This is a genomic window from Bdellovibrio bacteriovorus (assembly GCF_048286975.1).
GTDB lineage: Bacteria > Bdellovibrionota > Bdellovibrionia > Bdellovibrionales > Bdellovibrionaceae > Bdellovibrio > Bdellovibrio bacteriovorus_H.
On the sequence record NZ_JBLVRT010000001.1, the window covers coordinates 1,392,246 to 1,415,289 of the forward strand.

General features: G+C 51.2%; 21 protein-coding genes. 10 read left to right on the forward strand and 11 right to left on the reverse strand.

Going from position 1 to position 23,044, the window contains the following annotated elements:
* Positions 1-15: 15 nt before the first annotated feature.
* Together ACNQKP_RS06945 and ygiD are read right to left on the reverse strand one after the other, a co-directional pair.
* Positions 16-669 (reverse strand): alpha/beta hydrolase, encoded by a 654-nt coding sequence (locus ACNQKP_RS06945; protein WP_417863725.1) that lies wholly within the window; start codon positions 667-669, stop codon positions 16-18.
* A 3-nt stretch (positions 670-672) separates the two neighbouring features.
* Positions 673-1,449, reverse strand: coding sequence for a 4,5-DOPA dioxygenase extradiol (gene ygiD, locus ACNQKP_RS06950; protein ID WP_417864095.1), 777 nt, complete (start codon positions 1,447-1,449; stop codon positions 673-675).
* A 280-nt stretch (positions 1,450-1,729) separates the two neighbouring features.
* Between ygiD and ACNQKP_RS06955 the strand changes: the two genes are divergently transcribed.
* Entirely contained in the window at positions 1,730-2,524 is a 795-nt protein-coding gene (locus ACNQKP_RS06955; RefSeq protein WP_417863727.1) for a hypothetical protein, read from the forward strand.
* A 7-nt stretch (positions 2,525-2,531) separates the two neighbouring features.
* Here ACNQKP_RS06955 and ACNQKP_RS06960 read toward each other — a convergent pair whose 3' ends face one another.
* On the reverse strand, positions 2,532-3,821 hold the full coding sequence (locus tag ACNQKP_RS06960) for an Hsp70 family protein (RefSeq protein WP_011165635.1): 1,290 nt from the start codon (positions 3,819-3,821) through the stop codon (positions 2,532-2,534).
* A 143-nt stretch (positions 3,822-3,964) separates the two neighbouring features.
* Between ACNQKP_RS06960 and ACNQKP_RS06965 the strand changes: the two genes are divergently transcribed.
* Positions 3,965-5,089 (forward strand): 3D domain-containing protein, encoded by a 1,125-nt coding sequence (locus ACNQKP_RS06965; protein ID WP_417863728.1) that lies wholly within the window; start codon positions 3,965-3,967, stop codon positions 5,087-5,089.
* Positions 5,090-5,123: 34 nt separating this feature from the next.
* Here ACNQKP_RS06965 and ACNQKP_RS06970 read toward each other — a convergent pair whose 3' ends face one another.
* Positions 5,124-6,137 (reverse strand): hypothetical protein, encoded by a 1,014-nt coding sequence (locus tag ACNQKP_RS06970; protein ID WP_417863730.1) that lies wholly within the window; start codon positions 6,135-6,137, stop codon positions 5,124-5,126.
* Between the two features lie 114 nt (positions 6,138-6,251).
* Between ACNQKP_RS06970 and ACNQKP_RS06975 the strand changes: the two genes are divergently transcribed.
* From ACNQKP_RS06975 to ACNQKP_RS07010, 8 genes are all read left to right on the forward strand, one after another.
* Positions 6,252-6,806 carry an SLBB domain-containing protein gene (locus tag ACNQKP_RS06975; protein ID WP_417863731.1) on the forward strand — a complete coding sequence of 185 codons (555 nt, stop codon included), beginning with the start codon at positions 6,252-6,254 and terminating at the stop codon, positions 6,804-6,806.
* Positions 6,806-8,086: an O-antigen ligase family protein gene (locus ACNQKP_RS06980; protein WP_417863733.1), complete on the forward strand. Its 1,281-nt coding sequence runs from the start codon at positions 6,806-6,808 to the stop codon at positions 8,084-8,086. Before ACNQKP_RS06975 ends, ACNQKP_RS06980 begins: the two co-directional genes overlap by 1 nt.
* Positions 8,086-9,354, forward strand: coding sequence for an MFS transporter (locus tag ACNQKP_RS06985; protein ID WP_417863734.1), 1,269 nt, complete (start codon positions 8,086-8,088; stop codon positions 9,352-9,354). The genes ACNQKP_RS06980 and ACNQKP_RS06985 overlap by 1 nt, the downstream gene beginning before the upstream one ends.
* 103 nt (positions 9,355-9,457) lie before the next feature.
* Positions 9,458-10,879, forward strand: coding sequence for a hypothetical protein (locus ACNQKP_RS06990; protein ID WP_417863736.1), 1,422 nt, complete (start codon positions 9,458-9,460; stop codon positions 10,877-10,879).
* A gap of 6 nt (positions 10,880-10,885) precedes the next feature.
* Positions 10,886-12,031, forward strand: coding sequence for a polysaccharide deacetylase family protein (locus tag ACNQKP_RS06995; RefSeq protein WP_417863737.1), 1,146 nt, complete (start codon positions 10,886-10,888; stop codon positions 12,029-12,031).
* A 9-nt stretch (positions 12,032-12,040) separates the two neighbouring features.
* Positions 12,041-12,421 carry a YkgJ family cysteine cluster protein gene (locus ACNQKP_RS07000; protein ID WP_011165627.1) on the forward strand — a complete coding sequence of 127 codons (381 nt, stop codon included), beginning with the start codon at positions 12,041-12,043 and terminating at the stop codon, positions 12,419-12,421.
* Positions 12,422-12,574: 153 nt separating this feature from the next.
* Positions 12,575-13,621 (forward strand): hypothetical protein, encoded by a 1,047-nt coding sequence (locus tag ACNQKP_RS07005; protein ID WP_417863738.1) that lies wholly within the window; start codon positions 12,575-12,577, stop codon positions 13,619-13,621.
* Between the two features lie 45 nt (positions 13,622-13,666).
* On the forward strand, positions 13,667-14,410 hold the full coding sequence (locus ACNQKP_RS07010; RefSeq protein WP_417863740.1) for a hypothetical protein: 744 nt from the start codon (positions 13,667-13,669) through the stop codon (positions 14,408-14,410).
* 11 nt (positions 14,411-14,421) lie between these two features.
* Here the strand turns inward: ACNQKP_RS07010 and rfaE2 are convergent, their stop codons facing one another.
* From rfaE2 to ACNQKP_RS07045, 7 genes are all read right to left on the reverse strand, one after another.
* On the reverse strand, positions 14,422-14,889 hold the full coding sequence (gene rfaE2 / locus ACNQKP_RS07015) for a D-glycero-beta-D-manno-heptose 1-phosphate adenylyltransferase (RefSeq protein ID WP_088564246.1): 468 nt from the start codon (positions 14,887-14,889) through the stop codon (positions 14,422-14,424).
* Positions 14,890-14,894: 5 nt separating this feature from the next.
* A complete protein-coding gene (locus tag ACNQKP_RS07020; protein ID WP_417863741.1) occupies positions 14,895-15,680 on the reverse strand; it encodes a metalloendopeptidase in 786 nt (261 codons plus the stop codon).
* A 14-nt stretch (positions 15,681-15,694) separates the two neighbouring features.
* Entirely contained in the window at positions 15,695-16,456 is a 762-nt protein-coding gene (locus ACNQKP_RS07025; RefSeq protein WP_417863743.1) for an RsmE family RNA methyltransferase, read from the reverse strand.
* Complete coding sequence (locus tag ACNQKP_RS07030) at positions 16,453-17,352, reverse strand: 50S ribosomal protein L11 methyltransferase (RefSeq protein ID WP_417863745.1); 900 nt, start codon at positions 17,350-17,352, stop codon at positions 16,453-16,455. Before ACNQKP_RS07030 ends, ACNQKP_RS07025 begins: the two co-directional genes overlap by 4 nt.
* On the reverse strand, positions 17,345-17,983 hold the full coding sequence (locus ACNQKP_RS07035) for a hypothetical protein (protein WP_417863747.1): 639 nt from the start codon (positions 17,981-17,983) through the stop codon (positions 17,345-17,347). Before ACNQKP_RS07035 ends, ACNQKP_RS07030 begins: the two co-directional genes overlap by 8 nt.
* Positions 17,984-18,158: 175 nt before the next feature.
* Positions 18,159-18,398: a hypothetical protein gene (locus ACNQKP_RS07040; protein ID WP_417863749.1), complete on the reverse strand. Its 240-nt coding sequence runs from the start codon at positions 18,396-18,398 to the stop codon at positions 18,159-18,161.
* A gap of 73 nt (positions 18,399-18,471) precedes the next feature.
* Entirely contained in the window at positions 18,472-22,995 is a 4,524-nt protein-coding gene (locus tag ACNQKP_RS07045; RefSeq protein ID WP_417863751.1) for a tail fiber domain-containing protein, read from the reverse strand.
* Positions 22,996-23,044: the final 49 nt, after the last annotated feature.

The window sequence follows — 23,044 nt, forward strand, 5'->3', positions numbered from 1 at the left end:
AGCAAATCATTGCGGTCAGGCTGAAATGCGTTTTATTAGCCACTGGTGCAGGTCCTGAAGCATCTGCGGCGTGATGTGATGGTCTGCTTCATAACTTTCAAATTGAAAATCAAATGAGGCGGCCTTCAATACGGCCTCGGTGTTCAAGCCGTGAGTATAGGGAAGTTTGCTGTCCTGACGTCCATGCATCAGCAGCACTTTCGGTGAGCGGGGATAGCTGCGCTCTTTGGCTTGCGCGGAAATTTCCTGCAGTGTGCGCCCGGAAATGGCGACAAGGCCCTTGAACAGATCGGGTTCGGTCAAAGCCAAAGAAAGCCCCATGATCGTGCCCTGGCTGAATCCCAGAACGAAAATATTCTCAGCGTCGATGTCCGGATTTTCTTTTGGCAAGTCACGAATGAAATCAATCAGGATCTTTCGCGATTGTTCGGCCTCTTGCTGGTTGTGCAAAGGACCTTGGGCAGTGAAATTCACATGAAACCACGCAAAGCTTCCGGCCCCCAAAACCAAAGGAGCGCGCAAACTGTAAACCGCAAAGCGGAGATCGAGTCCCTCAGTCAGTGAAAGCAGTGACTGCTCGTTGGAGCCAACCCCGTGAAGCAACAACAGCACGGGGGATTTTCCAGAGGATTTAACTTTTGCCGGGCGATAGATGTATTGCAGGCTCATGGCTTAAACCTTTCTGCCAAAGCTCAGCGCGCGCATCGAGATGCTTCCCATATCAAAGCCTTCAAGCTCAAACTTCAGGTTGTCTTTTTCATCGGCGGCACCCAGCACATACAGCAAAGGCAGATAGTGATCCGGCGTCGGCACGCTCAGTTGTCCTGCTAAAGTTTTCGCATAGTCATCCCCGACCGCTTTGAAATCGCGATCGATCAGACGAGCCTTCACCCATTCATCAAATTCTTCGGCCCAGCCAAAGCCCTTGCGCGGCTGATTCCAGTCCATGCGACGAAGATTGTGAACAATGTTGCCGCTGCCCAGAATCAAGACACCCTGTTCACGCAACTGGCCCAGGGTTTTCCCCAGCTCCAGATGGAAACTTGCGGGTTCGGACATATCGATGGACAGTTGCACCACCGGTACGTCGGCCTCGGGATACATCTTGGCCAGCACGGACCATGTTCCATGATCCAGGCCCCAGGATTTATCATCGGCTTGAATTTTTGGATTCCTGGAAAGACGGCGAAGCTCTGCTGCCAGTTCCGGATTTCCCGGAGCCGGGTACTGCATATCGTGCAGGGCTTGGGGGAAGCCATAGAAATCATGAATCGTACGCGGTCGTTCCATTTGGGTGACCCAGGTCCCGGCACTCAGCCAGTGGGCCGACACACATAGAATCGCTTTGGGTTTTCCGATCTCTTGGCCCAGCTCCAGCCAGCGCTGACCGTATTGATTGTCTTCGATGGCGTTCATGGGGCTGCCGTGACCGATAAACAGAGCGGGCATTTTTGCAGAGTCATTTTTGCGGGAGGGGTCGAAAATCATAAGCAGCTCCTTGGCCGAGGTCAGCTGACTAAGCCCTGCGACAGCAGCAAGGCTGCCGGCACCGAAAAGCAAAGATCTGCGACTGAAAGGCCGGGAAGGAAGTTTCATGCTTTGATTATCGGCTAGTTTTGACTGTTTCGCTAGGCCGCAGGAATGCAAATCACTGTTGCACGGGTGGAACAGTGCGCTTCTATCACATTGCATTGTGACTCGGTGGGGAAGCGAAGTTAGGCTTATTTCTATGAGAAACTTTTTTACCGCATCTCTTTTGTGTCTGGTGGTTTGTATCGTTGGCGGGCCTGCCCGGGCCGGAGCCGTTGAAGGCGCGTGGTTGGCGGACAATTATATTTCTGGCGGCCAAGGATATCCGGGTCTGTTTCGTTCTTGGTATGTCTTTGCCAAAGATCACGTGGATCGTGTGATCTCGTTGGGTGCGCACTACTATAAAGTTAAGTATCAAATTCAAAACAACGATGGCCGTCAGTGGCAACTTGTAAACCTCGAGACAGGTCTTGTTGAAACCCTCACCATCACCGAGCAGAATCTGGATTTGCAGATCTGTCTGGATGATCGGGACTGCGCTGTGCACACTCGCGTCGCGGCGCTGCCTGATTTTTATTTTCCTCAAGCTCCGTTGCCGACAGTCAGTTTGTCGGCTGAATGGTGTGTGAATGGCGATTGTGCGATGATCGAGTACAGTGACTATCAGGCCGAGCAGTTGTTCAATCGCAGATCTGATTTTTATGGAATTTCGTACCGCTACGAAGCGCCTGGCGAATTGGAAGAGCGTCACGGAATACGTATGTTCGTGGATTCGACTTCTTACCGCCTTGAAAATCGTCCGGATCGCCTTGAGTCTTTTTCGACCATGTTAAGCTTCACTGCAATCCCAATGGGCGGCTCCAAGGTCGCCGAAGGCCAAACCCCCGTGCAGCGCCTGCAGGAGGGTTCTTTCGCAAGCTTGAAGGTGTCTGGTTTTACCAAGGATATGTCGGTCCGCTTTATTCTTACGCAAAAAAAGCAGGGGCAGAAATAGCTCCTGCTTAAAGAATCTGAGTTCCTTGTGCCACAAAGCCCGCCGCTTCTGTCAGGCCGGAAAGCACCGAGTGGAAGTGAGACTGGGTTTGCAGTCGCTCCAAACCGAAACGCTTTTCAAATTCCTTCTGAATGAACGGCACCTTGGCAGTTCCGCCGGTCAGGCACACCAGATCCACTTGGTCGGCGGTGACGTTTCCGTCCTTCAGGCACTGATCTAGCGACGCAAAGATGTTTTCGCGGGTGTCTTTGGCCCATTCGACAAACTGCGGACTGGTGAAGTGTTCGCTGATTTCCAGACCCGGATAATCGAATTCAAAATCCGTCTCATTGCTGTTGGAAAGAGCACGTTTGGTTCTTTCAATGTTTTCAAAGAACGGGAAGATCTGCTGGTCTTCGATCAGGACGAACAATCTTTCCACGGCTTCGGCATCCTTCGCGGTCAAAGAGCACTTTTTAACTTCACGGATGAATTCGTAAGTGTCTTTTTCTTTCAAGTGCACGATGTGCGCGGGATGATTCAGGCGCAGGGTCACACCTTTGGGCATGGTCATCACGTTGCTTCCCATCGGCAGACGATAGCGGGACTTCGCACCAAAATATTCATTCAGCTTGTGACTCATAAACACGCTGTCCAGGGCATCGCCTGCCAGCGGGCAGCCGTCGATGGCCAGAACGTCGTCTTTCGAAAACCCGGAAGGGCGCAGCTTGATCAGAGTGAAATCCGAGGTGCCTCCGCCGAAGTCCCCGATCAGAACGATCTTTTCTGAAGTCAGTTGGCGGCGATAATCAAAGGCCGCCGCCAAAGGTTCTGGAACAAACTGCACTTCTTTAAAACCGGCAAAGGCCGCGGCCTTTTGCATTCTATGCAGGGCAAAGCCGTCCGCCACAGAGTCCATGGAATACCTTGCCGGTCTTCCGATCACGGCCTTGGTGACCTCAGTGTCTAAACTTTTTTCAGCTCGTTTTTTCAACTCCAGCAGAAAAACCCCGATCAGGGTTTCCAGGGTCAGGATGCGGTTGTCCAGAACCGTTCCCAGATAGTTCTGATTGGGCAGGTGGGACTTGAAAGAGCGGAACAGACGGCCTTCCATATCCTGCTGAATATACTGCTCAATTGCCTCAGCGCCATAGTAGCAAAGATCCGGGTTCGGGAAATAGAGCAGGGTCCGCATCATGGTCGGATCCGAGGCTTTTTCATCCAAAGTCAGGGCCTCATAACGCTTGCCTTGATGGTAAGCGCCTACCAGGGAATTACTTGTGCCGAAGTCGATGGATAGAAAAGTGTCTGTGCTCATTACAGCAGAATAACATGGCACCGGTTTTTATCGGTACCTATTTTCGTCACCTCGTTTTTCATCTTTTCAAGGGGAACACAAAAATCCCGGGTTTCATGGGGACCTTGGTATTCTGCGCCCGTCTCAAGGTCAGGAGTTTGAATATGAGTAAGAAACATATTGCAATACCTAGTCTATTAGCTGCTTTGCTGGCGTTGTCGGCCTGTGGGCAGATGAAGGCGGGCGTTCATACATTCCACGCCAATCAAGGTACCAATCAGTTGCCGTCCGAAGTGAATAAGGACAGCTACGGCTATTATGGCTATGAAGAAGCCATGGGCACTGATGAAGAGGAAGTGATCGAAGTGATCGCTCCCAAAAAAACTCAGGCCCCAAAAAATGCGAATGCCACCAAAACTGAAACGGTGAAGGAACAGGCGCCGCCTGCGGAGACGCCGAAGACGCCAGCTCCAAAACCACAGCAACCAAAAGAGGAAGCTCCAAAGGTTGTAACTCCGAAGCCGGAGACCAAACCAGAAACCAAACCGGAACCAAAACCAGTAGCCAAGCCTGTGGTGCCGGAAAAAATTGCTGAAGAAGCACCAGATAACAGTGAAGAAGAACCAGAAGTTCCTTCCATTCCGAAAAGTGAAATGGTGGGTCCTGGTGTATTGAAACCGACTGTTTACTACTTTGTGATTATTGATGAAGATAAATCAACTTTGTGCCCGGCCAACACCAAAAGACCTCTTTATGGTGAAGGCGGCAAAACATTGTTGAAGGTCTGCCCGAAAACTGCGGAAGCCTGCTCACTGCAGGGCACTTGCGGTGTCGTGCAAAAAGGTGTGACTCACACGTTTAATATTATCGGTAACTTCCAGGGCCAGGACCGTTTCTTTGAAATCCCTCATGACGGCTGCCGTTTTGGTTACGGTGTGCGCAGTTCATGCCTGGATCCGTTCTATACATTGGCTGCGGATCTGACGATCTATAAGCCGGGTGAAGTGATTTACATTCCCGCAGTGGTGGGTTTGGAATTGCCTGATGGTTCCAAGCATAGTGGTTACTTTGTGATCCGTGACCGTGGTCATGGTATCAAGGGTCTGGGCCGCTTTGACTTCTTCACTGGACACTACAGCTGGAACAACTCCAAGAACCCGTTCAAAAAACTGGGTCTGGGAGATGTTAAAACCAACATTCCTTATTTCCGAATTAAGGGTGAAGCTGCGAAGCAGGTCCAAGAATACAGATCGTATCCGGATCTTCCTCGCCACGCGGTCACTAAATAGTCCCGCGTGATCGAGGCCTGAGAAAAAAAAAGAACTAAGTTGATACCTGTTGTTGCTGCTGTTGAGGAACCGGAGTTCCCTGGACCTGAGCAGCTGCAACCTGAGCCATCTGAGCCACGGCCATCTGCGCGTGTTGCGCCTGCTGATGGTAGTAGTTCAATTTCTGTACGTACTCCTTTAGCGCGCCGTTTTCCTGTTTCAGCACACCCAGTTGAGTCAATGCCTGCTGCAGGTGACTGTAGTAGTCCTGAGCTTCCAGGGACTTCTTATCCAAAGCCAGCTTCATTTCCACAATCTTGGTTTCTGCCACGGACATCAGGTTCTTCAAAACGTCATTTTGCTGAGCCGCTGAAGACTCCACTTCGCTGAAGGAAGTCGAGATCTTTTCGATCTCTTCATTCAGAGAGCTGATGGTCTCATCACGCTGAGTGATGGTGGTTTGCAGCTCTTCCACATTGTTCTGAAGGTTCTGGCGTTCACCTTTCAGGTTGTGGATTTCTTTTTCGAAATGTTCACGCTGTTCTTCCCATAGAGACTGTTCTTTGGCGAAAGCGCTTTTGGCTTTCATCAGCTCCATGGCGGTTTCGTCTTTCAACGCCTGATTCAGATCCAGGTCTCTTTGCAGTTGTTTGTTCTTTTCAAACAAAGCCTGGCTGTATTTCTTTTCTTCACTTTGCATTTGCAGGGCGCGCGCTTTCAGGCCCTGGATTTCCAGCTGCAGTTGCAGGCTCAGTTCCAAAGACTTCGCCAGATCGCCGCTCAGCTTCGTGTTGTTCGAACGCTCCGCAATCAGTTGATTGGCAAGGCCCTGCAGTTGTGCGTCCAACGTTTCAGCACCGTAAGACACGTTCTCCAGGGACTTGATCTTCTCGCGAAGTTCTTCCTGGCTGCCTACCAGCTCTGAATGGAATTTTTTCATCTGAACTTGCATCTGCTCATACTTTGGTGGGGCTGGCACTGGACCGTCTTCCGGTTGTGTGCTTAGCTCATTGAGTTTGCCGCAGATCTCATCAAAAAGTTTTTCGTGATCAGGAACAGAGTTCGTCATAGACTTCATTGTGAAGCACAGACGGAAGTCAAGTCATCGAAATTTATTGACAAGAGTCGAGGCTCTCGATTTAGGTCCAGTGTTGAATATGCACGAGTGTAGAAGGAGAGAGTAATGAATATCCAAAAGTCCCTGCGCCTGTTTGTGGCTTTCGTCTTTGGGGTGGCTTGCACCCCGGCTGTTCATGCCCAAGAGTTGGGTTTGTTAAGCGACATCAAGCCCCCGGCTCAAGCCTCTGAATATATCTTTCGTTCTTCCCCTAAAGAATCCCTGATCAGTGTTCAATTGTTGGGGGCGGTTTATAAACCAGGCATCTATTACGTTCCTGCAAACACCGAACTTCTGAAGCTTTTGACTTTGGCGGGTGGAACCACGAACGGTGGGGACCTTTCTGAAGTTCTGGTTCGTAAGACCGAGCCGAAATCCTGGTCTGATCTTAATATGAAAGCGTTGAGCGAATATCAAGGCGCCTATGAGGTTGATGCCGAAAAGATCATCAAGTACGGTGGCGGCAAAAACCTGAAGCTGGGACAGGATGACTTTGTGTATGTTCCTCCACGCACGCCTTGGATCAGCAGCGAAGCTTCCCGCGGTATCACCATCGTGTCCATCGTTTTGGGTATCGTGCTGACAGCGGTTCTGATCGATAAAAATACTGGGGATAAATAATGATCCGGGCCCGCGATGGTCGAATTCTATTTCTGATCAAAGCCCTGGTGGCCCTGTTGTTCCTTTCCAAGATATCTTTGGGAAGCTTTTTGCTTCCCGTTCCTTACAGTTTTTCTTTTTTGATTTTCCAGCAGGGCATGCACCCGTTCGTGAATGTGTTTTTGTGCTTCCTGTTGGGTCTGCCACTGGGCTTGATGTGGTTGAAGGTGCGCGACCGGCATCATTTAAGTGGCTTCTATAAGCTCTTTGTCTTTGCCCTGATCCTGACCATGACCGTCCAGACCCTTTTGCAAATCAGCTTTGTGAATACCGAGGAATCTCCGGTCATGCAGGTCGGAGCCCTGGCCGTGTCGCTGTTTATGGTGGTGATTTACGGTATGATCATTCCCAGCCTGTGGGATGTGAAAGATTTCATGTACTTTGTGCAGCGCTGGTCGGGAGTGCTGGTGTTGATTTCTCTGGTGCTGTGGGTGATTGCCGGTGGCGCGGTATTTAAAGGCGGTCGCTTTGTCGGCGTCTTTAAGCACATTCCGCACATGGTGACCTGTGCGACGGTGGCCTTTGTATTTTCACTGGGAACTTTATTGGAAGACCAGAAAATGAAACATAAGGTTTTCAGCGCACTGGTGCTGGCTGGGAGTTTCTTTGCCATCATTCTGACCGGCACGCGGTCTTCGGCCGCGGCGGCAGTGGTGGCTTTTATTGTTACGATGGTTTTGCATAAAACCGAAACCAATCAGGGGCGCATTTTCAAATTTGCTTCGTTGTCGGTCCTTCTGACGTTCGCGTTGTTCTTTGGTCCGCAGGTGTATGACTTCGCTCGCGGGGTGGCCACGGGTCAAAATTCTTTGGGTACTCGTGAGGCACAAGACGGGATTGCCTCCCGTTGGGAAGAAGTTGAACGGGGCAGCCAGATCTTCCTGCAGCAGCCCTGGCTGGGGCACGGGCTGCTTTCCAAATTTGCCTCAGGGAACGAAGTCGATGTTTCCAACTACAACGCCATGAAAGACCCGCATAATATCTTTGTCTCGGCCGGGGTGATCGGGGGCTGGCCGCTGATTGTGCTTGCTGGCATTTCGTTGATCCTGATGGTTGTGGGTTCTTTCAAAGCCCTTGTGAGCTTTGACATCTCCAAGCGACAGGTGGCGATCTATTTGCTTTCCCATATTCCTATTCTGGTCATTTATCACATACACTTGTCTTTGGGAGGCATGGCCGATCGTCTTTACTGGATGGTGTTTGGCTTCATTGCTGCGTCGGTCTCTCGAACAGGAAAATAATGAAAGGCTTCGGCTACGGCTTTGCAGAGTTGGGAATCAACTGTGTTGAGATTTTCCTGCGTCTGCATTTGCTCGTCTTTTACACTCAAGAGGTGGGTCTGAATTCTTCCTTGGCCGGTTTGGCACTGGGACTGGCCATCTTTTGGGATGCGCTGATTGATCCGATGATTGGTTACTATTCTGACCGGGTGCGCTTCAAGCGGGGCGAACGTTATTCTTTCCTGCCCTGGGGGCTGGTATTTTTGTGTGTGAGCATCATGGGACTGTTGAATCCGCCGCCCATGGAATCCATGACGACAAAGTTTTTGTATCTGCTGGGTTTTTCGCTGCTGGTGAATACGGCCTACACCTGCTTGAGTGTGCCTTATTCGGCGCTGGTGGGGGATCTGGCCGAAGATTCCCGCGAGCGCTCCAAGTTGATTGGCTGGCGGCTGGCGTTCGGCAATCTGGGGGCGATCTTTGGCATTGCCGTGCCGGGATACTTTCTGATTGCGCGTGAATCAAAGCCCTATGCACAGACCGCGTGGATGATTGTGCTGCTGCTTTGTGTGGGCACTCTGGTTTCGTGGTATACGGCCCTTCGGTACAATCGTCCGGCCCGACAGGGACTGGCCCAGTCTAAGTTTTCATTGTTCCAGCCATTGAAAAACCGCAGTTTCATGCCGCTGCTTTCAGCGTACTTTGTCGCTAACATCGGGCTGACTTTCAACTCGTCGGTGGCTTTGTATTTTTATCGGGAAGCTCTGGAGTTTTCCGAAAAAGAAATCACCGCAGTTTTGCTGCTGTTCTTGCTGTCGTTCACCATCGCCATTCCCGGCTGGCTGTTTTTGGTCAAATACGTGCCCAAGCGCCGGGCCCTGATGTGGGGGGTGTTTGTCCTGGGCATGGTCAGCTCCTTCATATATCCGATGCTGCCGCCTGAACAGGTGGGGTGGGCGCTGTTATGGGCTTCGGGAGTTGGAGGAGTCCTGGTAGGCTCTGCCGTGCTTTTAGAGTCGCTCCTGACCGATATAGTGAAGGCTGAAGAGGATCGGACCGGACGTGAAGAGCTGGGGCTCTATTTCGGGGTATGGAAAATGATCGGGAAGATCTCCCGGGGGGTGGCTTTGGCTGTTACCGGACAGATCCTGACCTGGGCCCTGACTGAGCAGTCCGAAGTAACTCATTTCCGACTGGGGCTTGCCTTCGGTCCGCTGGTTGGGAGCCTATTCATCCTAGCGGTCCTCCTGCTGTGGAAGTTGTCAAATGGGCGCTCTGCCGTGAAGTAATTTCAAACTCTTAATCCTCATTGCTTATATAACACAGGCCAAAGCCATTTTTCGGTGGCACAACCAATGCTTACAGGTTCGTGACACTAGAAGGTGGGGAAATATGAGTGATCAACATATTGAACCGGAATTAACAGTTGGCGAAATTATCAAACTATATCTGTCGCATTGGCGGATGTTTGCCCTGTTTACCGCAGTTCTCTTTGCAATCAGCGCTTTGGTTTATGCCGTGAAGGTTCCGTTTGTGGCCAACTCCACGATCGTGATCCACGATTCACAGAACTCCTCTTTGCAGGCGTTCTCGAACCAGTTCTATGGCATGTCCAAGTCGGTTCAGGAATCCAAAAAGGGCAGCAGTGTTCTTTCCAAGCACATTGAGTATCTGAAAACCCGCGAGTTTTATGAGGATCTGCTGAACCGTGTTCAAGCCCGTGGCAACAGCAAAGAAATCACTCTGGAAGAGCGCAAAGGCTTTGAGATCTTCAAAGAAAAGTACCTGAAAGGTCTGGATGCCAATCCAGAAAGCAAAGTTCAGTTGCTGCAGGTTTTGAATGCCTGGACAAAAATCAATCTGGATTCTGATTTCGAGATCCGCGTTTCTGCGGTGACACCGATCAAGTCCATGTCCTTGTTCCTTTCCAACACAGTGTCTGAACTGGCGGCGGAAAAGCTGAAAACCCGTGAGCTGAGTGAAATCAACCGCGTGGAAGATTTCATGGTGAAACAAAAAGCGGACGCTGATGAAAAACTGGTGTCTTTGGGTAAACAGCTGGCTGAAATGCAGAACAAAGATGAAAATCTGCTGCCTTTGGCTTCCAAAGACAAGATGGGTGACTACGTTTCTGACCTTTTGGTTCGGTCCAACGAGATCAAACTGAAAATGGCCGAGAACAAAAAGATGATCGACTATCTGCAAGCCGGCCGAGGCAAGCAGAAAGAAAGCGCGCTTTACGGCGTGGGTGGTCGTATCGAAGCTTTGAAAATCGAAAACAACATCCTGGCTGGTAAGCTGGGTCAGGTGCAGGCCTCCATCGCCCGTTTGAAAAAGGAAGTGAAAGACCTTCCATTTGCAGCCCAGATGGTGGAAGACCTGAAAAAGAAATCCGAGCTTGAGTTCAACCGTTACAAGGAACTCAGCACAGCGTTAACCAAATTGGATGCGATGAAGATTTCCATCGACACACGTTTTGAGGTTCTGGAAAGAGCCCGTTGGGAAACAACCCTGCCGCAGATCGGTCTGCTGAGTCTGGGGCTGTTGTCCTTGTTGCTAAGTCAGTTTATTGGTTCATTGGTGATCTATTTCAGATACCTGTGGAACCCGCATGTGGTGACGGCGCAGGCCTCCCGCAACTTGGTTATCTTCGACAATCACTCCGTGGATCCACGTGTGATTATTGAAAACTCCAAGATCAAATTCAGTTTAAAGAAACCGGAAGCCAAGAAGGAAGACGAATCCGTGGACGAACAGCAGAAGATTGCTTGGAACGTTCTTAATGTAGGTCAGGGTACTGACGTTTCTCAGTAGGTGAATATGAAGAATCTTGTTTTCGGGGGAATGTTAATCATGTCTGCGGCTTCCTTGGTGGGATGTGGAAGCCAGATCGGTAGCAGTGTTCGTCAGGCGGTGTCTGACAACCAGTCAGCGCAAACGCTGGTTGAGTGGGAAAACTCTGAAGCCAACCCGGAAGCATTATTTGCTAACTGGCGCCATGAATTTATGGTTGATTCCAGCAAGCGTGAATCCATGAAGACCGAACTGTGCCAGGAGCTGAAAGCTCTTCCGGCTCAGGATCTGACTTTGTTTGAAAATGAAATCCGCGATGAAAACAACCGCGCTTTGGTGAGCGGTTGTAAAGAAGAGCTTCTGGCTCAGGTGGATGCGCACTTCGACGAACAGCGCGAAACTATGGCCGTTCAGGGGCATGCTCTGAAGGCTGTGCAGTCACAGAATTCTTTCCGTTTCCCTGACAACACCCAAAAGCGTGATATGTCCAATGGGTATATGGCGGTAAGGGGTGATGTGGCCCGTAAAGAAATCGTTCTGACATTTGACGATGGTCCTCACGGCCTTTACACCGACGCTATTTTGCGTGCGTTGAAGGAAGTGAACGCGAAAGCAATGTTCTTCGCTACCGGTAAATCTGTACGAACCAATCCGGACGCTTTGAAGCGTGTTGCCGCTGACGGACATGTTATCGGCAGTCACTCGATCACGCACGCGTGCTTGGGAACCAGCGTTGCCTGCTACAAACAAATGGGCAATCGCAACCTGACTTTCGATGAAGCCGCAGCGGAAATCCGCGGTGGTCACCAGGCGGTCTTTGATGTACTTGGTTGGGTGGACCCTGTGTTCCGCTTCCCTTATGGTGAGACTTCCAAGGATTTGAAAGCTTTCCTGAAAACCAAATCCACCGGTGAGTTTGCTTGGAATATCGAAAGTGATGACTGGAGAACTCAAAGCAATGAACAGTTGCTGGCCCGCGTTCTTGCGAACGTTGAGAGTCAGGGGCGTGGTATCGTGCTTTTCCACGACATTCAAAGAAGAACTGCTGAAATCATGCCTCAGTTTTTGCGTGAGCTTTACAACCGTGGTTACAGTGTTGTATTGCTGACTGCCGCAGATCCGTCTGCGAAGTACAACAGCAAACTGGTTAAAAGAAAGCAGCAGCTTCCATAGTTAAAGTTCATGAAAAAGCCTGATATCGATCGTCCTTCGACGTGGAAACCCTATAAATCTGGAATGTGCAATGGCTGCCATGGCGGCTGTTGCACGATGCCGGTCGAAATCAAAATCTCTGACCTGATCCGCCTGGGGGTCGCCACCGAAGACGAGGCCCAGGGCTCCATCAAAAAATTAGCCAAGCGTCTGATGAAAGAGGGCATTATCGTGTCCTACCGGTCAGGCACCGAGTTCTTCATGCTGTCTCAAAAAGCGAACCGCGATTGCCTGTTCCTGGACACGAAAACCCGCCTGTGCACGGTCTATGAAAAACGCCCGGACACCTGCCGCGAGTTCCCTTCCATTGGCCCCCGCCCTGGCTTCTGCCCCGGCTCCAGCCACGTCTAATACCGCCGTCTCAGTCTGAGAAATGATCAAAAACCTGACAGGGGGTTGCGCAAGTACGGCTCTGTCTCAGAGTGAATTGCGCTAAATGCTCTATATTCGCCAATAGGTGGCACAGGCACTGCTCTTACATACAGATAAGAACAGGAGGCCCCAATGAGCTTCACAGATAAAAAACTCGAAATCGCAATCGTCGGCTTTGCCATCGTGATGGTGGGCGGGATGAGCTATCTGTTGAAATCCCCTGTTCAAAATGCCATCAAGGAGCTTGAGGTCGTTTACGAAATGCCTCGCCCTAAATCCATTTTGGCGGCGTTGTTTGATCTGGGTGACCGTGAGATCTCCCGTGATTACAAGAACCCGTTTGAAAAGAAAAAAGCTGATGCGAAGAAAGCAGAAGCTCAAGCAGCAGGTCAAAAGCCAGCGGCGACTAAAACTGCAGCTAAAAAGAAAGAAAACTCCAAAGCTCCAACTGAAATCAAAAAGCCATCCGTTGATATCAATGTGGTGGGTGCTGATGAAAACCGCGCCAACCTGGGTGAAGACATCACGGTGGGCGATGGCAATGGCAACAATCAGATCGCTGAAGACACTTCCGGTAACAACAAACAAGCAGAGCCGAACAAGTCCGCTTTGTCCGGTGATCAGTGGCGCGCTCTTTTGCAGGCTCAGCCTACAAAAGAAAACGTGGCTAAGCTGATTGCTGCTTATGAGTCCAAAGAAGTGGACGATCAGACTTTCTATACAATCGTGACGGATCTTCTTCGTGGCAATAAATCTGAAACTCAGCTGCTGGGTCTGATGGCCTTGAAGGGTGCTTACAGCGCGAAAAGCTTCGCTGTGGCAGCTCAGTATCATGATTCCCTGGCTCCAGAAGTTCAGACTCAAGTACAAAGCTATATGATGACTTACGCGGCTTCCGGTCGCTTGCCTTACCTGATGTCTGCTTTGCAAACGAACAGTCCTGAAGTGGTGACTGCAGCAACTCAAGTGGTGATGCAGGGTTATGCAGCAGCTAAAACCGGCACGAACTTGTCGGATCCACGCGGTTCCCGCGGTGACGTGGTGGCAAACTCTGTGGAAAGCTACAGCAAATTTGTTCCAATCTTCCAGCAACTGGCACAGAGCCAGGACAGCGAAATTGCAGGCTTGGCTTCTGCAGCTTTGAGTCAAATTCAAACTGCGGCGGTTGCGTCTCTTTAAAACTGGACAGCCCCCGTCTTTTTCGATGAGAATAAGCCCATATTTATGGGCTTTTCTAATTTCTGGCGCAGCTTCATTTTAATGATCGCATTGGTGGGAACTTCTTATTCCCATGCCGCCACTGATTTGCCCCGCAACCTGACTGTTGGTGATCAGATCCGCACTTTGCAGATTCTGGGATTTGGATCAGCCTCCAAAATTCTTGATAATCCTTATCCACTGGGCGGTTACACGGGGATTGAAGTTGGTCTTTCCACAGAATTCATTCCGGCCGAAGATCTTTCTGCCCTGGGCAGCAAGACCGCCGACAAAGGCGAGTTCAATTACTACACCCTGACTATCGGTAAAGGTCTTTACTACAATATCGATGCACACGTGTATTTCACACCGACCGTGCAGGATGAAAAGATGCAAAACTTTGGTGCGCAACTGCGCTGGGGTTTTTATGAGGCCGGCTTTTTCCCGTTGACGTTGACGGCGATGGTTTATGGCGGGGGCGCGAACTTTTCAAATCTGATCAATGTGTCCAGCATGGGTTATGACCTGATTGCGACTGTGACCATGGATCGTCTGGCGATTTATGTGGGTGCTGGACGTTTGCGTGCGACAGGCACATTCATCGGCGGCCCGGATGGGATCACTGCAGATCAAAATACGGTGACTCAGGATATTGTTGAAGACCACGCGGTCTTTGGTATCAACGTCGACATCTCCAAGATGTTCATCGCCATGCAGATCGACCGCTATGCCGATTCTGTATACTCAGGAAAAATCGGCTTCCGTTTCTAGATCGCTGAAAATTACTTTTGCGCTTTTTCGATCAGCTTGGTCGTGGATTTGCCATCGACAAACTGCAGGGACATGACTTGGCCACCATAGGACATCACAAACGGTGCTCCCACGATGGAATCAATTTTCCAATCTCCGCCTTTGACCAGAATGTCAGGGCGTACTTTGTGAATCAGATTTTCCGGAGTGTCTTCAGTGAAGATGACAGTGAAGTCCACGGCACTCAGCGCCGCCAGAATCTCGGCGCGGTCGGCTTCGATCTGCACCGGACGGGTAGGGCCTTTCAGGCGTTTCACGCTGGCATCCGAGTTTACGCCCACCACCAGCAAATCACCCAGTTTTTGAGCTTCTTGCAGATAGCGCACGTGACCCACATGAAGAAGGTCAAAGCAGCCATTGGTGAATACGATTTTTTTGCCGGCAGCACGAAGAGGGGCCAGAGTCGTTTCAATGTTATCGAGATTACGGACCTGACCCATGGAACTTATGCCTTTTTGAACAGCTGAGCGCCAGTGATGGAGCCCGTGATATCTTTATTGAACAGAACTGACAGAATCGGAAGGATCACAAAACCCGTTGCGATCACCACTAAAGAACGTGCAACCACTTTTAAAGAGTAAGCGGCTTTGTTCAGCTCTTCAGGTCTTCCGATACGTTGATCAAACGCCCATTCACCCGGAGTGCAACCCACAAAGATGCGGTTCACAGTCAGATAGATGAAGGATACGCCAGCAAACAGACTGAATGTCGCCAGATAGATCATGCCTTGAGAGTCCGGATTGGTCAGATTGCCGATCAGGTCCACTTTCGTCACAACCAACAGGATGATCATGCAAAGAAGACTTGCAGCCACGACCAGCATTCCGTCCAACAAAGCGGCCGAGAAGCTGAAGGTGGTTTTTTTGAATTCTTCTTTGGCAGCTGTGCCCGTGATCTTTTGTTTCGCCGTGGACTTGTCGAAATCCAGGCGACGATTTTTCTGCAGAGTTTTAAGGATCTCATCCACTGCCGCAGAAGACGTGCCGTCGCCGCCAACTTCCGTCAAACCACCTGGAGTCGGTGGCAGGGAAGTTGTTGTCGCTTTTTTGCGTGGCAATGGTGGGCGAAGAGGATCGGTGGAGGATTCTTCAATCAGCTCCAGACCTTGGTCCTTCTTGATGCGTGGGGTGGCTACGAAGCTTTCTTCCGGAGCTGGATTTGCCTGTTTTTTCTTGTGAAAACCCAAACCATCCGTGAGGGGCTTAAACTCAAATTCCTCAAAAGGATCCATGCCTTCTCCTTAAATCAACACATCAGATCAAAGTCATACTTTAGGACGGAGACCAAGGTCATGCAAGCCGTTTCAACTCGCAGAACTTGGGGCCCCAGAGTGACTGGATGAAGGCCTAGTTTTTGGAATTCTTCGACCTCACGGTGAGAGAACCCACCTTCGCTGCCCACGATAATCCAGACGTCTTTGATCCCGGCGGGGTGGTCGGCTTTGACCTTGCTGACGTATTCCTTGATGCTTAGAGTCGACGGACCCTCATAAGCAAATAGACCCACACCGGACCCATTTCGGTTAATCAAATCCGAGATCTTTTCAAATGGGATGGCAGGGTGAACCTTCATCAGGTCGCCGCGGCCACTTTGCTGGGTGGCGGATTTGACGATCTTGTCCCAGCGGTCGGTTTTATTGTCAGACAGCTTTTCGCCTTTTCTTAAGAAACTGAATTCAGAAAAGAACGGATGAATACTGGTCACACCCATTTCCACCGCTTTTTCCATGATGGCGTCCATCACGGGGAAACGCGACAGCGACAGCACCAGATGCAGGTGTGGCTCTTTCAACGCGGGAATGATTCGCTCTTCCAGAACGCGGGCCGTGGCGTTCTTTTTGGACACGTGAGTGACTTCAACAAAGTACGCTTTGCTGTCTTCAGTCAGCACTTCGAATTTGGAACCAATCTCCTGACGGCAGACATCGAAGATATGATGAAAGACGTCGCCGGTGAAATTCACCTGATCCTGGAACAGATCCTTTTTTTCGATCCAGTAGCGTCTCATGACTGAACCCAGTATCCAACCCATTCGTCTTTTTCAATTCGACGAACCACGGTCAGGCCGGAGTTTTCCATGAACTTTTCAAAGAAGTGATTGTCACGCTCTTCCAGAATCCCGGTCAGCAGCATGTTGCCGCCTGGTTTCAATACACGCAGCAGATCTTTTTTGATGTTGATCAGAACACCATCGATGATGTTGGCCACAACCACGTCATACTGATCGCGGATGTCTTCGATTTGTGTTTCTGGAATTTCAATTTGTGGCAGCTTGTTCAGCTTCACGTTTTCACGGGCCACACGGCGGGCTTCAGGATCAATCTCAATACCCGCAACCAAGCCCATGCCGGACATCTGTGCCAGCATCGCAAGGATCGCCGTACCAGTGCCCACATCCAGCATTGCCCAGTTCGCCAGATCACCTTTGTATTTTTCAGAAAGCTTGTGGATGAAGAACGCCATCATCTGAGTGGTGGCGTGAGTGCCGGTGCCGAAGGCCATGCCCGGATCAATATAGATCGGGTGTTTGCATTCTTCTGGAGGGGTCAACCAGGATGGAACAACCCAGAAGTCGCCGACCAGTTTGAAAGGTTTGAAGCCTTTTTTCCATTCTTCCAGCCAGTCTTTGGTTTCTTCCTCGTGGATGTGCCATTTGATGCCTTCATTCAGCTCAAGCAAGCCGTCGAAGAAATTGCATTCCGGGCGTTCGTTGAAGAACACGTCCATTTCGTGGGCGCGCACATGAAGAATTTTGGGATCGTAAGTCAGATCTGGCTGCGAAAACGGCAAAGCCTCGGTGACGCCGGAAGCGCCACATTCAAAGCAGTGGGTGGTGATGATATCTTCAAGTTCAGCAGGAACCTGGCTTAGGCGGATTCGGAAGTAGGAATTTGTGTCACTCATTCCGAGTGGTGTTATCAGAAACCACCGAATTATCAAGTCTTTCCGCTGTTGGGGCCGGGGTCAAAGCCAGGGCCGCCGGAGCTGTATTTGCCGCAGGAACCGCCGGGGAGGGGTTTGCAGAAACTACAGGGTTTTGGGTGGCTTGGGCCGGGGTCGTAACCGTAGTTACCGTGACCAAAGCTTCCGGGGTGGCTGCCGGAGTTTCAGCCTCAGCGACCTTTCTTTTGGCTTTGGGTTTGGAGTTGTCGATAAAGGACCCACCCAGGTCGATGCGGTCGCCGGTCATGATACCGATTTGCTCCAGCATTGGCAGCTCATCACGGGAAAGCAGGGTGAATTCACGGGCCACGGCCACACGGTCGTAAATGGCGATGATCTTCAGCTGCCCCACGGGAACCAGGATTTCACCAACGGCATTGGCGCCACTGGCGTCACGGATGTTGATCTTGCGAACGGCCGTAACCACCAAATTCTTTTTCAATCCCGAGCCGGGGCCGGCGTTGATGTAGAAGTCTTTATAAACGGTGTCGGTTTCCGACAGCGTGATATTGCGGCGGACATCCACCACGGACATATCTGCGGCGTGGGATGAATTCGATAATCCAAGCATTAGCGCAATCAGTAGCATCATAAGAAACCCTTCCATGGTTCACTGAATCCCTTATCGGCTGTCTTATTTTGAAACTTAAATCCACTGGACCAAAGAACGGGGAAAAGGTGTCTGGTTGTTTTTTCTGGCTACAAGGCAGCAAAAAGCCCCTTGGGTCGCAAGGGGCTTCAAAGTTAAATTGAATGTGGGGCCGGGGTTAGTTGGAAACGATCGCGCCCTGAACCGAGCTGTACACCTTGTAGGTGTCGTCGGCAGTTTTCTGTTCGATACCGGACATGTAGTTCCCCACCGTGCTTTGCACGTGATAGGTCACACCACCACCCGTGGCCGTGCCTGTTTGCGTGGAGCCGGACACCAAACCTGTGGTCTTTGCCGGATCCTGGAATTTGACTGGCGGAGGAGCAATTTCAGCAAGCTGCTCCAGAGATGCTTCCATAGAACATCCCGTGGCGAGTATTAGTAGTGAAGCTATAACGATCCTTTTCACGCAATACCTCAGTGTTACTATCTTATCGGCTTGAAGCCGGCAGACGTTGAGTGTTCTCATTTTGAGACTTGATATATTTCATTAGATCTTCATTCTGTTTGAGCAGAAGCTCATTTTGCTTTTGTAAGGCGGTCATCTGCGTTTCCAGAGTGGAAATCCGCTCGTCATGATTCGTGAGGACCGCTTTGAATTTATGGTAAAGTTCCTGCACTGCACTTGTGATCGGAGCGATCATGTTGATGTAGGAAACCGCTTTGATGCCTTTTTTGTTTTCGTCCACTACGTGTGGGTAAACTTTTTCAAGCTCCTGAGCGATGAAACCCATCTGCAGTCTTGGATCTGCATTCGGATCTTTCCAGCGATAGGAAGACGGCTTCAGTTGCAGGATTTTGTCCAGACTGCCATTTAGAACGTGGATGTCTTTTTTCAGACGGATGTCCGAGGCGCCGTTCACAGTTCCTGCCGTGGTCAGGTTTCCGACCGCCGACAAGGTCATCTTGGCGCTGACAGCGCCGCCACTCTTGGTGAGGAAATCGATCTGTCCACCTTCCATCTCGTTGGCAACGTTCATGTTTGTGCTGCCAGATGCCGGAGTTCCGAAGTATCCCGTGCGTGTAGTTGGGGAGGCTGTGCGGGCATAGAACTGGATGTAAGTGTGATCGATTCCACCAGGTTTAAGAGATAGGACCCCACCGCCCGTGGCTGCGGTTTCACCCACCGTAAAATAGCCGGTGTCGCTTAAAGACATTAGCAGACCGCCGGAACCCAGGTTTCCTTTGTAGAAGTTCAGGCGGCGGTTGGTGGCGAACTCATTGACGATGTGGAAGTTGTTGCTTGATGTGGCGTCATTACCCATCTGGAAAGACGAGTAGGCCGTGTTTCCAGTGCCCGAGCTTCCGATGTGTATATTCGCCAGCGGACTTGTGGCAGTGTTAAATCCGGTAGCGCCGGCGAAGTAGTTTTTGGCTCCAGTATTCTGTTGATAGATCCCGTAGCGATTGGTGACAGTTCCGCCGGTGCTTGGATTCTGCAGGAACAGGTCGTACATATTTGTGACTGTACCGGACTGCAAATGAGGCACGATACGGATACCATAGGCATCTGTGGTCGTAGGGGCATTACCCGCGACATAGTTTTCATGTCCATAGACGAATTGTCCGGAAGCCAGGTATGACACTGTTCCCGCATCCACGTTCCCCGCATAGCGGTTGCGTGTGGCATTGGCGTGGAAGGCTTCATTTTGACTTGTTACAGTCACGCCGGAAGGCACATTTGGAACAACGATACTGACCAGAGCATGTGTCGACATGGTGGAATTGGCAGCAGGACTGAAGCGTTGATAAGCACCGGCAGCCACATAGTTACCAGTTGTTTCCGTGTGATTGCGCAAGGTCGCATTCAAAGTTTCAGTTGTGATAATGCTGAAATTCGCCGGGAATGGAGTGATATCCCCAATCACCGCGCCGCCCTTAACCTGGAAATTCGTTGCCGGGGCGTTGGTGTTGATACCGACTTTACCGTCGGCTTTGATGGTCATCCATTTGTTCACACCCATCATGTCGGTGAAATGCAGGTCCGCTGAAGTGGTGTTGGTGAAATCAGTACCAGATTCGATATAGTTGGCACCACTTTGGGAAAGGATGCGCATGGTGACCGGAGTGCCGGACTTGTCCTGAATGCGCAAGTCCACCGCCCCTGTGTTGGAAAGATGCAGGTTCCCTGTCGGAGCCGTTTCGTTCACGCCGACTTTGCCTGTGGCAAGAATGGTCATGCGGGGATTGGCGTCTGTTTCAAAGGTCAAAGACTGGGCGTCGTTGGTGCCCAGGACTGCCGCAGTACCAAAGCTATTGCCGCCATTGGCAAAAATCCCCGAAGAAGAATAACTCGTACAACCCATCACTCCCGACGCATTGAAGGTCAGCATCTGTGCGGTGCCGCAGGTAAATGGAATCACCGCAGAACCTGTGCCGTTGGAAACAAGCAGACGGTCGGCCGTCAAAGACGTCGCGCCCGTACCACCTTTGGATACCGGTACCGCAGACGGGAAGTTCGCCGGATCAGCACTGATAGTGCCTGAGGAAACCGCGATACCCGAGCCCACCTGAACCACACCGCGAGCTCCCGTTGTCGCAGCATCAACGGAAATCACTGGTGTTGAAGTGCCCGTAGCCACCTGAACCGGCGCTGTACCAGAGACACTGGTCACAGTTCCCGCGTTGGGAGTCGCCCATTTTACACCCGCGGCAACAGCACTGTCGGCAGTCAGCACCTGACCGTTCGTTCCCACCGGCAGACGGATATTGTTGGTGGCATCACGAACCAGAACGTCCCCTTTGGTTGTCAGAGGGGACAACGCATTGAATGCCCCCAAAGCCGTTGTCGTCCCGGTACCTCCATTTGCAATCGGCAAAGTGCCGGTGATATCTGAAGCCAGATTGATCGCCGCACCACTGGAAGCTGAAGTCAAACGACCTTGAGCATCCACTGTGATGGATGCACGAGTGTAAGAACCCGCTGTCACTGTCGTATTGGCCAACGCAATCGTTCCGGTCGAGGTGATCGGGCCACCTGTCAAACCAGTGCCCGTTGCGATGTTGGTCACAGTACCACCGGAAGAAGTGTCAGTATCAGTACCGCACTCCCAACGGTTGTTCGCGGACACCCATTTTAAAACCTGGCCATCAGTACAAGCTGTATTGTTCGGACGATAGACAAAGTATTTGCCAGCACCGTTACCTACATCACCCACATCCAACGTCACAGCACCTGTGCGACCTGCAACGGTTGTGACCGGGAAGGCGATTGCTGCATTCGAAGCCGCCGTCAGGCGACCTTGAGCATCAACAGTGAATGTGCCCACTGCAGTGGTAGAACCATAAACAGCCGGAGTGACTGTCGTGTTGGCCAAAGAAATTGTCCCGGTGGAGGTGATCGGACCACCTGACAGACCGGTGCCGGTTGCGATATTAGTGACGGTACCGCCGGAAGAAGTGTCAGTATCAGTTCCGCACTCCCACCGATTGTTCGCAGACACCCATTTTAAAACCTGACCGTCAGTACAAGCCGTGTTGTTCGGACGATAAGTCAAATATTTACCAGCGCCACTGCCGATGTCAGCAGCATCCAAAGTAATCGCACCCGTGCGACCCGCAACCGTCGTCACCGGGAAAGTAATGGCGGCATTGCTTGCCGCTGTCAAACGCCCTTGGGCATCGACGGTGAAAGTTCCAACTTGAGTGCTTGAACCATAAGATGCGGCCGTCACCGCTGTATTAGCCAGCGAGATCGTGCCGGTGGAAGTGATTGGACCGCCGGAAAGCCCCGTGCCGGTTGCGATGTTGGTCACAGTTCCGCCGGAATTGGCGTCATTATCTGCGGCGGGTGCGAACCTGGTGCCGTCATATTTCAGCACCTGTCCGGCGACCAAACCTGTCGTATCGACAGTGATGCCTTTGATTTTATTCACGGCCACGGCACCAATGGTGCCACTGACATCACCTGCAACAGAGACGTTGATGGATTGACAGTTAAAGCCCGACACTGCATTCCAGTACATCGTTTGGTGGGCTGCGCAGTTGGCATTGGCCACCGCCGTGTTGAAGTCGGCCTCGGTCATATAGTTGTTCAAAGTGGCCGTCAGGCCATTCACATCACCGGTGCTTATTTGAGCAGACAGCCATTGGGTGCCGTTGAATTTCAAAAAGTGACCGTTCGTTGGGGCTGCGGCAGAAACTGCCACGCCCTGGATCTTTGCAACAGACGGGTTTGGATAGGTTCCACCCAAGTCGCCGGCGGCTGCACCGGTCGGTACCCGGGCGTCGCTAAAGCGTGCATCATTTCCGGCTGCAACCTGATTGGCATTCTGACCGACATTCAGAGTCAGCTGGGGAGTCGTCGTGCCATTGGTGATAGTGATATATGCATTGGCTGAAGTCACATCAGAGACTGTTCCGCCATTGGCGCCGGATACACCGGCACAACTTAATGCAGTGCCATTCCAGCTTAAGAACGTACCGGCTGCGCAAGTTGGCACTCCGGCTTTCTGCAGGAAGTCCTCTTCCGTTTTTGTGCCGAGCTTTTCTGATGACAGGGCATAGGCCGCATAAGGAACCGTGCGGATTTCATTGGATGGCGAGATGATCTTCCATCCGGAACCATCATGGAATTGCACTTTCAACAAACGAGTGTCACCGGCCTGGGCAGCATAGGTGGAACCACCGAAGCAGTTGTGAGTTTTGGAGTTGTTAAATGCCTCAAGTAAAGTGAAAAGAGGATCGGCGGGGAAAAGTTTGGTGCCGGAGCCGATTGGCACGTCAAACACACCGGCCGAGTTCACCATGTTCACGCCGTCTTTTTGTTCCCGATAGATCACGCAACTGCCATTAGGATTGGTGATCTCAAACAGGAAGCTGACGTTGTTGTATTCCAGCGCGTGGCCGTCTGATTTCAAAATGCGGCCTTGATAGGTCAGTGAGTTGGGCGAAGCCAACGCGGAAAAGCCCGTGAGCAATGAGAGTATTGCGATCAGATACGTTCCGTTTCTCATGTCGTTCTTATCGGCTTTTTAACAGGAAATCGTGAGGCTAATCCCTGAG

What these genes read in the sequence shown, in the direction of transcription:
- ACNQKP_RS07025 (WP_417863743.1), bottom strand. Translation starts at nt 16,456, where the DNA reads ATGAGACGCTACTGGATCGAAAAAAAGGATCTGTTCCAGGATCAGGTG.
- ACNQKP_RS07010 (WP_417863740.1), top strand. Translation starts at nt 13,667, where the DNA reads ATGGGCTTTTCTAATTTCTGGCGCAGCTTCATTTTAATGATCGCATTG.
- ACNQKP_RS06985 (WP_417863734.1), top strand. Translation starts at nt 8,086, where the DNA reads ATGAAAGGCTTCGGCTACGGCTTTGCAGAGTTGGGAATCAACTGTGTT.
- ygiD (WP_417864095.1), bottom strand. Translation starts at nt 1,449, where the DNA reads ATGCCCGCTCTGTTTATCGGTCACGGCAGCCCCATGAACGCCATCGAA.
- rfaE2 (WP_088564246.1), bottom strand. Translation starts at nt 14,889, where the DNA reads ATGGGTCAGGTCCGTAATCTCGATAACATTGAAACGACTCTGGCCCCT.
- ACNQKP_RS06960 (WP_011165635.1), bottom strand. Translation starts at nt 3,821, where the DNA reads ATGAGCACAGACACTTTTCTATCCATCGACTTCGGCACAAGTAATTCC.
- ACNQKP_RS06955 (WP_417863727.1), top strand. Translation starts at nt 1,730, where the DNA reads ATGAGAAACTTTTTTACCGCATCTCTTTTGTGTCTGGTGGTTTGTATC.
- ACNQKP_RS07035 (WP_417863747.1), bottom strand. Translation starts at nt 17,983, where the DNA reads ATGATGCTACTGATTGCGCTAATGCTTGGATTATCGAATTCATCCCAC.
- ACNQKP_RS07000 (WP_011165627.1), top strand. Translation starts at nt 12,041, where the DNA reads ATGAAAAAGCCTGATATCGATCGTCCTTCGACGTGGAAACCCTATAAA.
- ACNQKP_RS06995 (WP_417863737.1), top strand. Translation starts at nt 10,886, where the DNA reads ATGAAGAATCTTGTTTTCGGGGGAATGTTAATCATGTCTGCGGCTTCC.
- ACNQKP_RS06980 (WP_417863733.1), top strand. Translation starts at nt 6,806, where the DNA reads ATGATCCGGGCCCGCGATGGTCGAATTCTATTTCTGATCAAAGCCCTG.
- ACNQKP_RS07005 (WP_417863738.1), top strand. Translation starts at nt 12,575, where the DNA reads ATGAGCTTCACAGATAAAAAACTCGAAATCGCAATCGTCGGCTTTGCC.
- ACNQKP_RS07030 (WP_417863745.1), bottom strand. Translation starts at nt 17,352, where the DNA reads ATGAGTGACACAAATTCCTACTTCCGAATCCGCCTAAGCCAGGTTCCT.
- ACNQKP_RS07040 (WP_417863749.1), bottom strand. Translation starts at nt 18,398, where the DNA reads ATGGAAGCATCTCTGGAGCAGCTTGCTGAAATTGCTCCTCCGCCAGTC.
- ACNQKP_RS06990 (WP_417863736.1), top strand. Translation starts at nt 9,458, where the DNA reads ATGAGTGATCAACATATTGAACCGGAATTAACAGTTGGCGAAATTATC.
- ACNQKP_RS07045 (WP_417863751.1), bottom strand. Translation starts at nt 22,995, where the DNA reads ATGAGAAACGGAACGTATCTGATCGCAATACTCTCATTGCTCACGGGC.
- ACNQKP_RS06970 (WP_417863730.1), bottom strand. Translation starts at nt 6,137, where the DNA reads ATGACGAACTCTGTTCCTGATCACGAAAAACTTTTTGATGAGATCTGC.
- ACNQKP_RS06965 (WP_417863728.1), top strand. Translation starts at nt 3,965, where the DNA reads ATGAGTAAGAAACATATTGCAATACCTAGTCTATTAGCTGCTTTGCTG.
- ACNQKP_RS06975 (WP_417863731.1), top strand. Translation starts at nt 6,252, where the DNA reads ATGAATATCCAAAAGTCCCTGCGCCTGTTTGTGGCTTTCGTCTTTGGG.
- ACNQKP_RS06945 (WP_417863725.1), bottom strand. Translation starts at nt 669, where the DNA reads ATGAGCCTGCAATACATCTATCGCCCGGCAAAAGTTAAATCCTCTGGA.
- ACNQKP_RS07020 (WP_417863741.1), bottom strand. Translation starts at nt 15,680, where the DNA reads ATGGATCCTTTTGAGGAATTTGAGTTTAAGCCCCTCACGGATGGTTTG.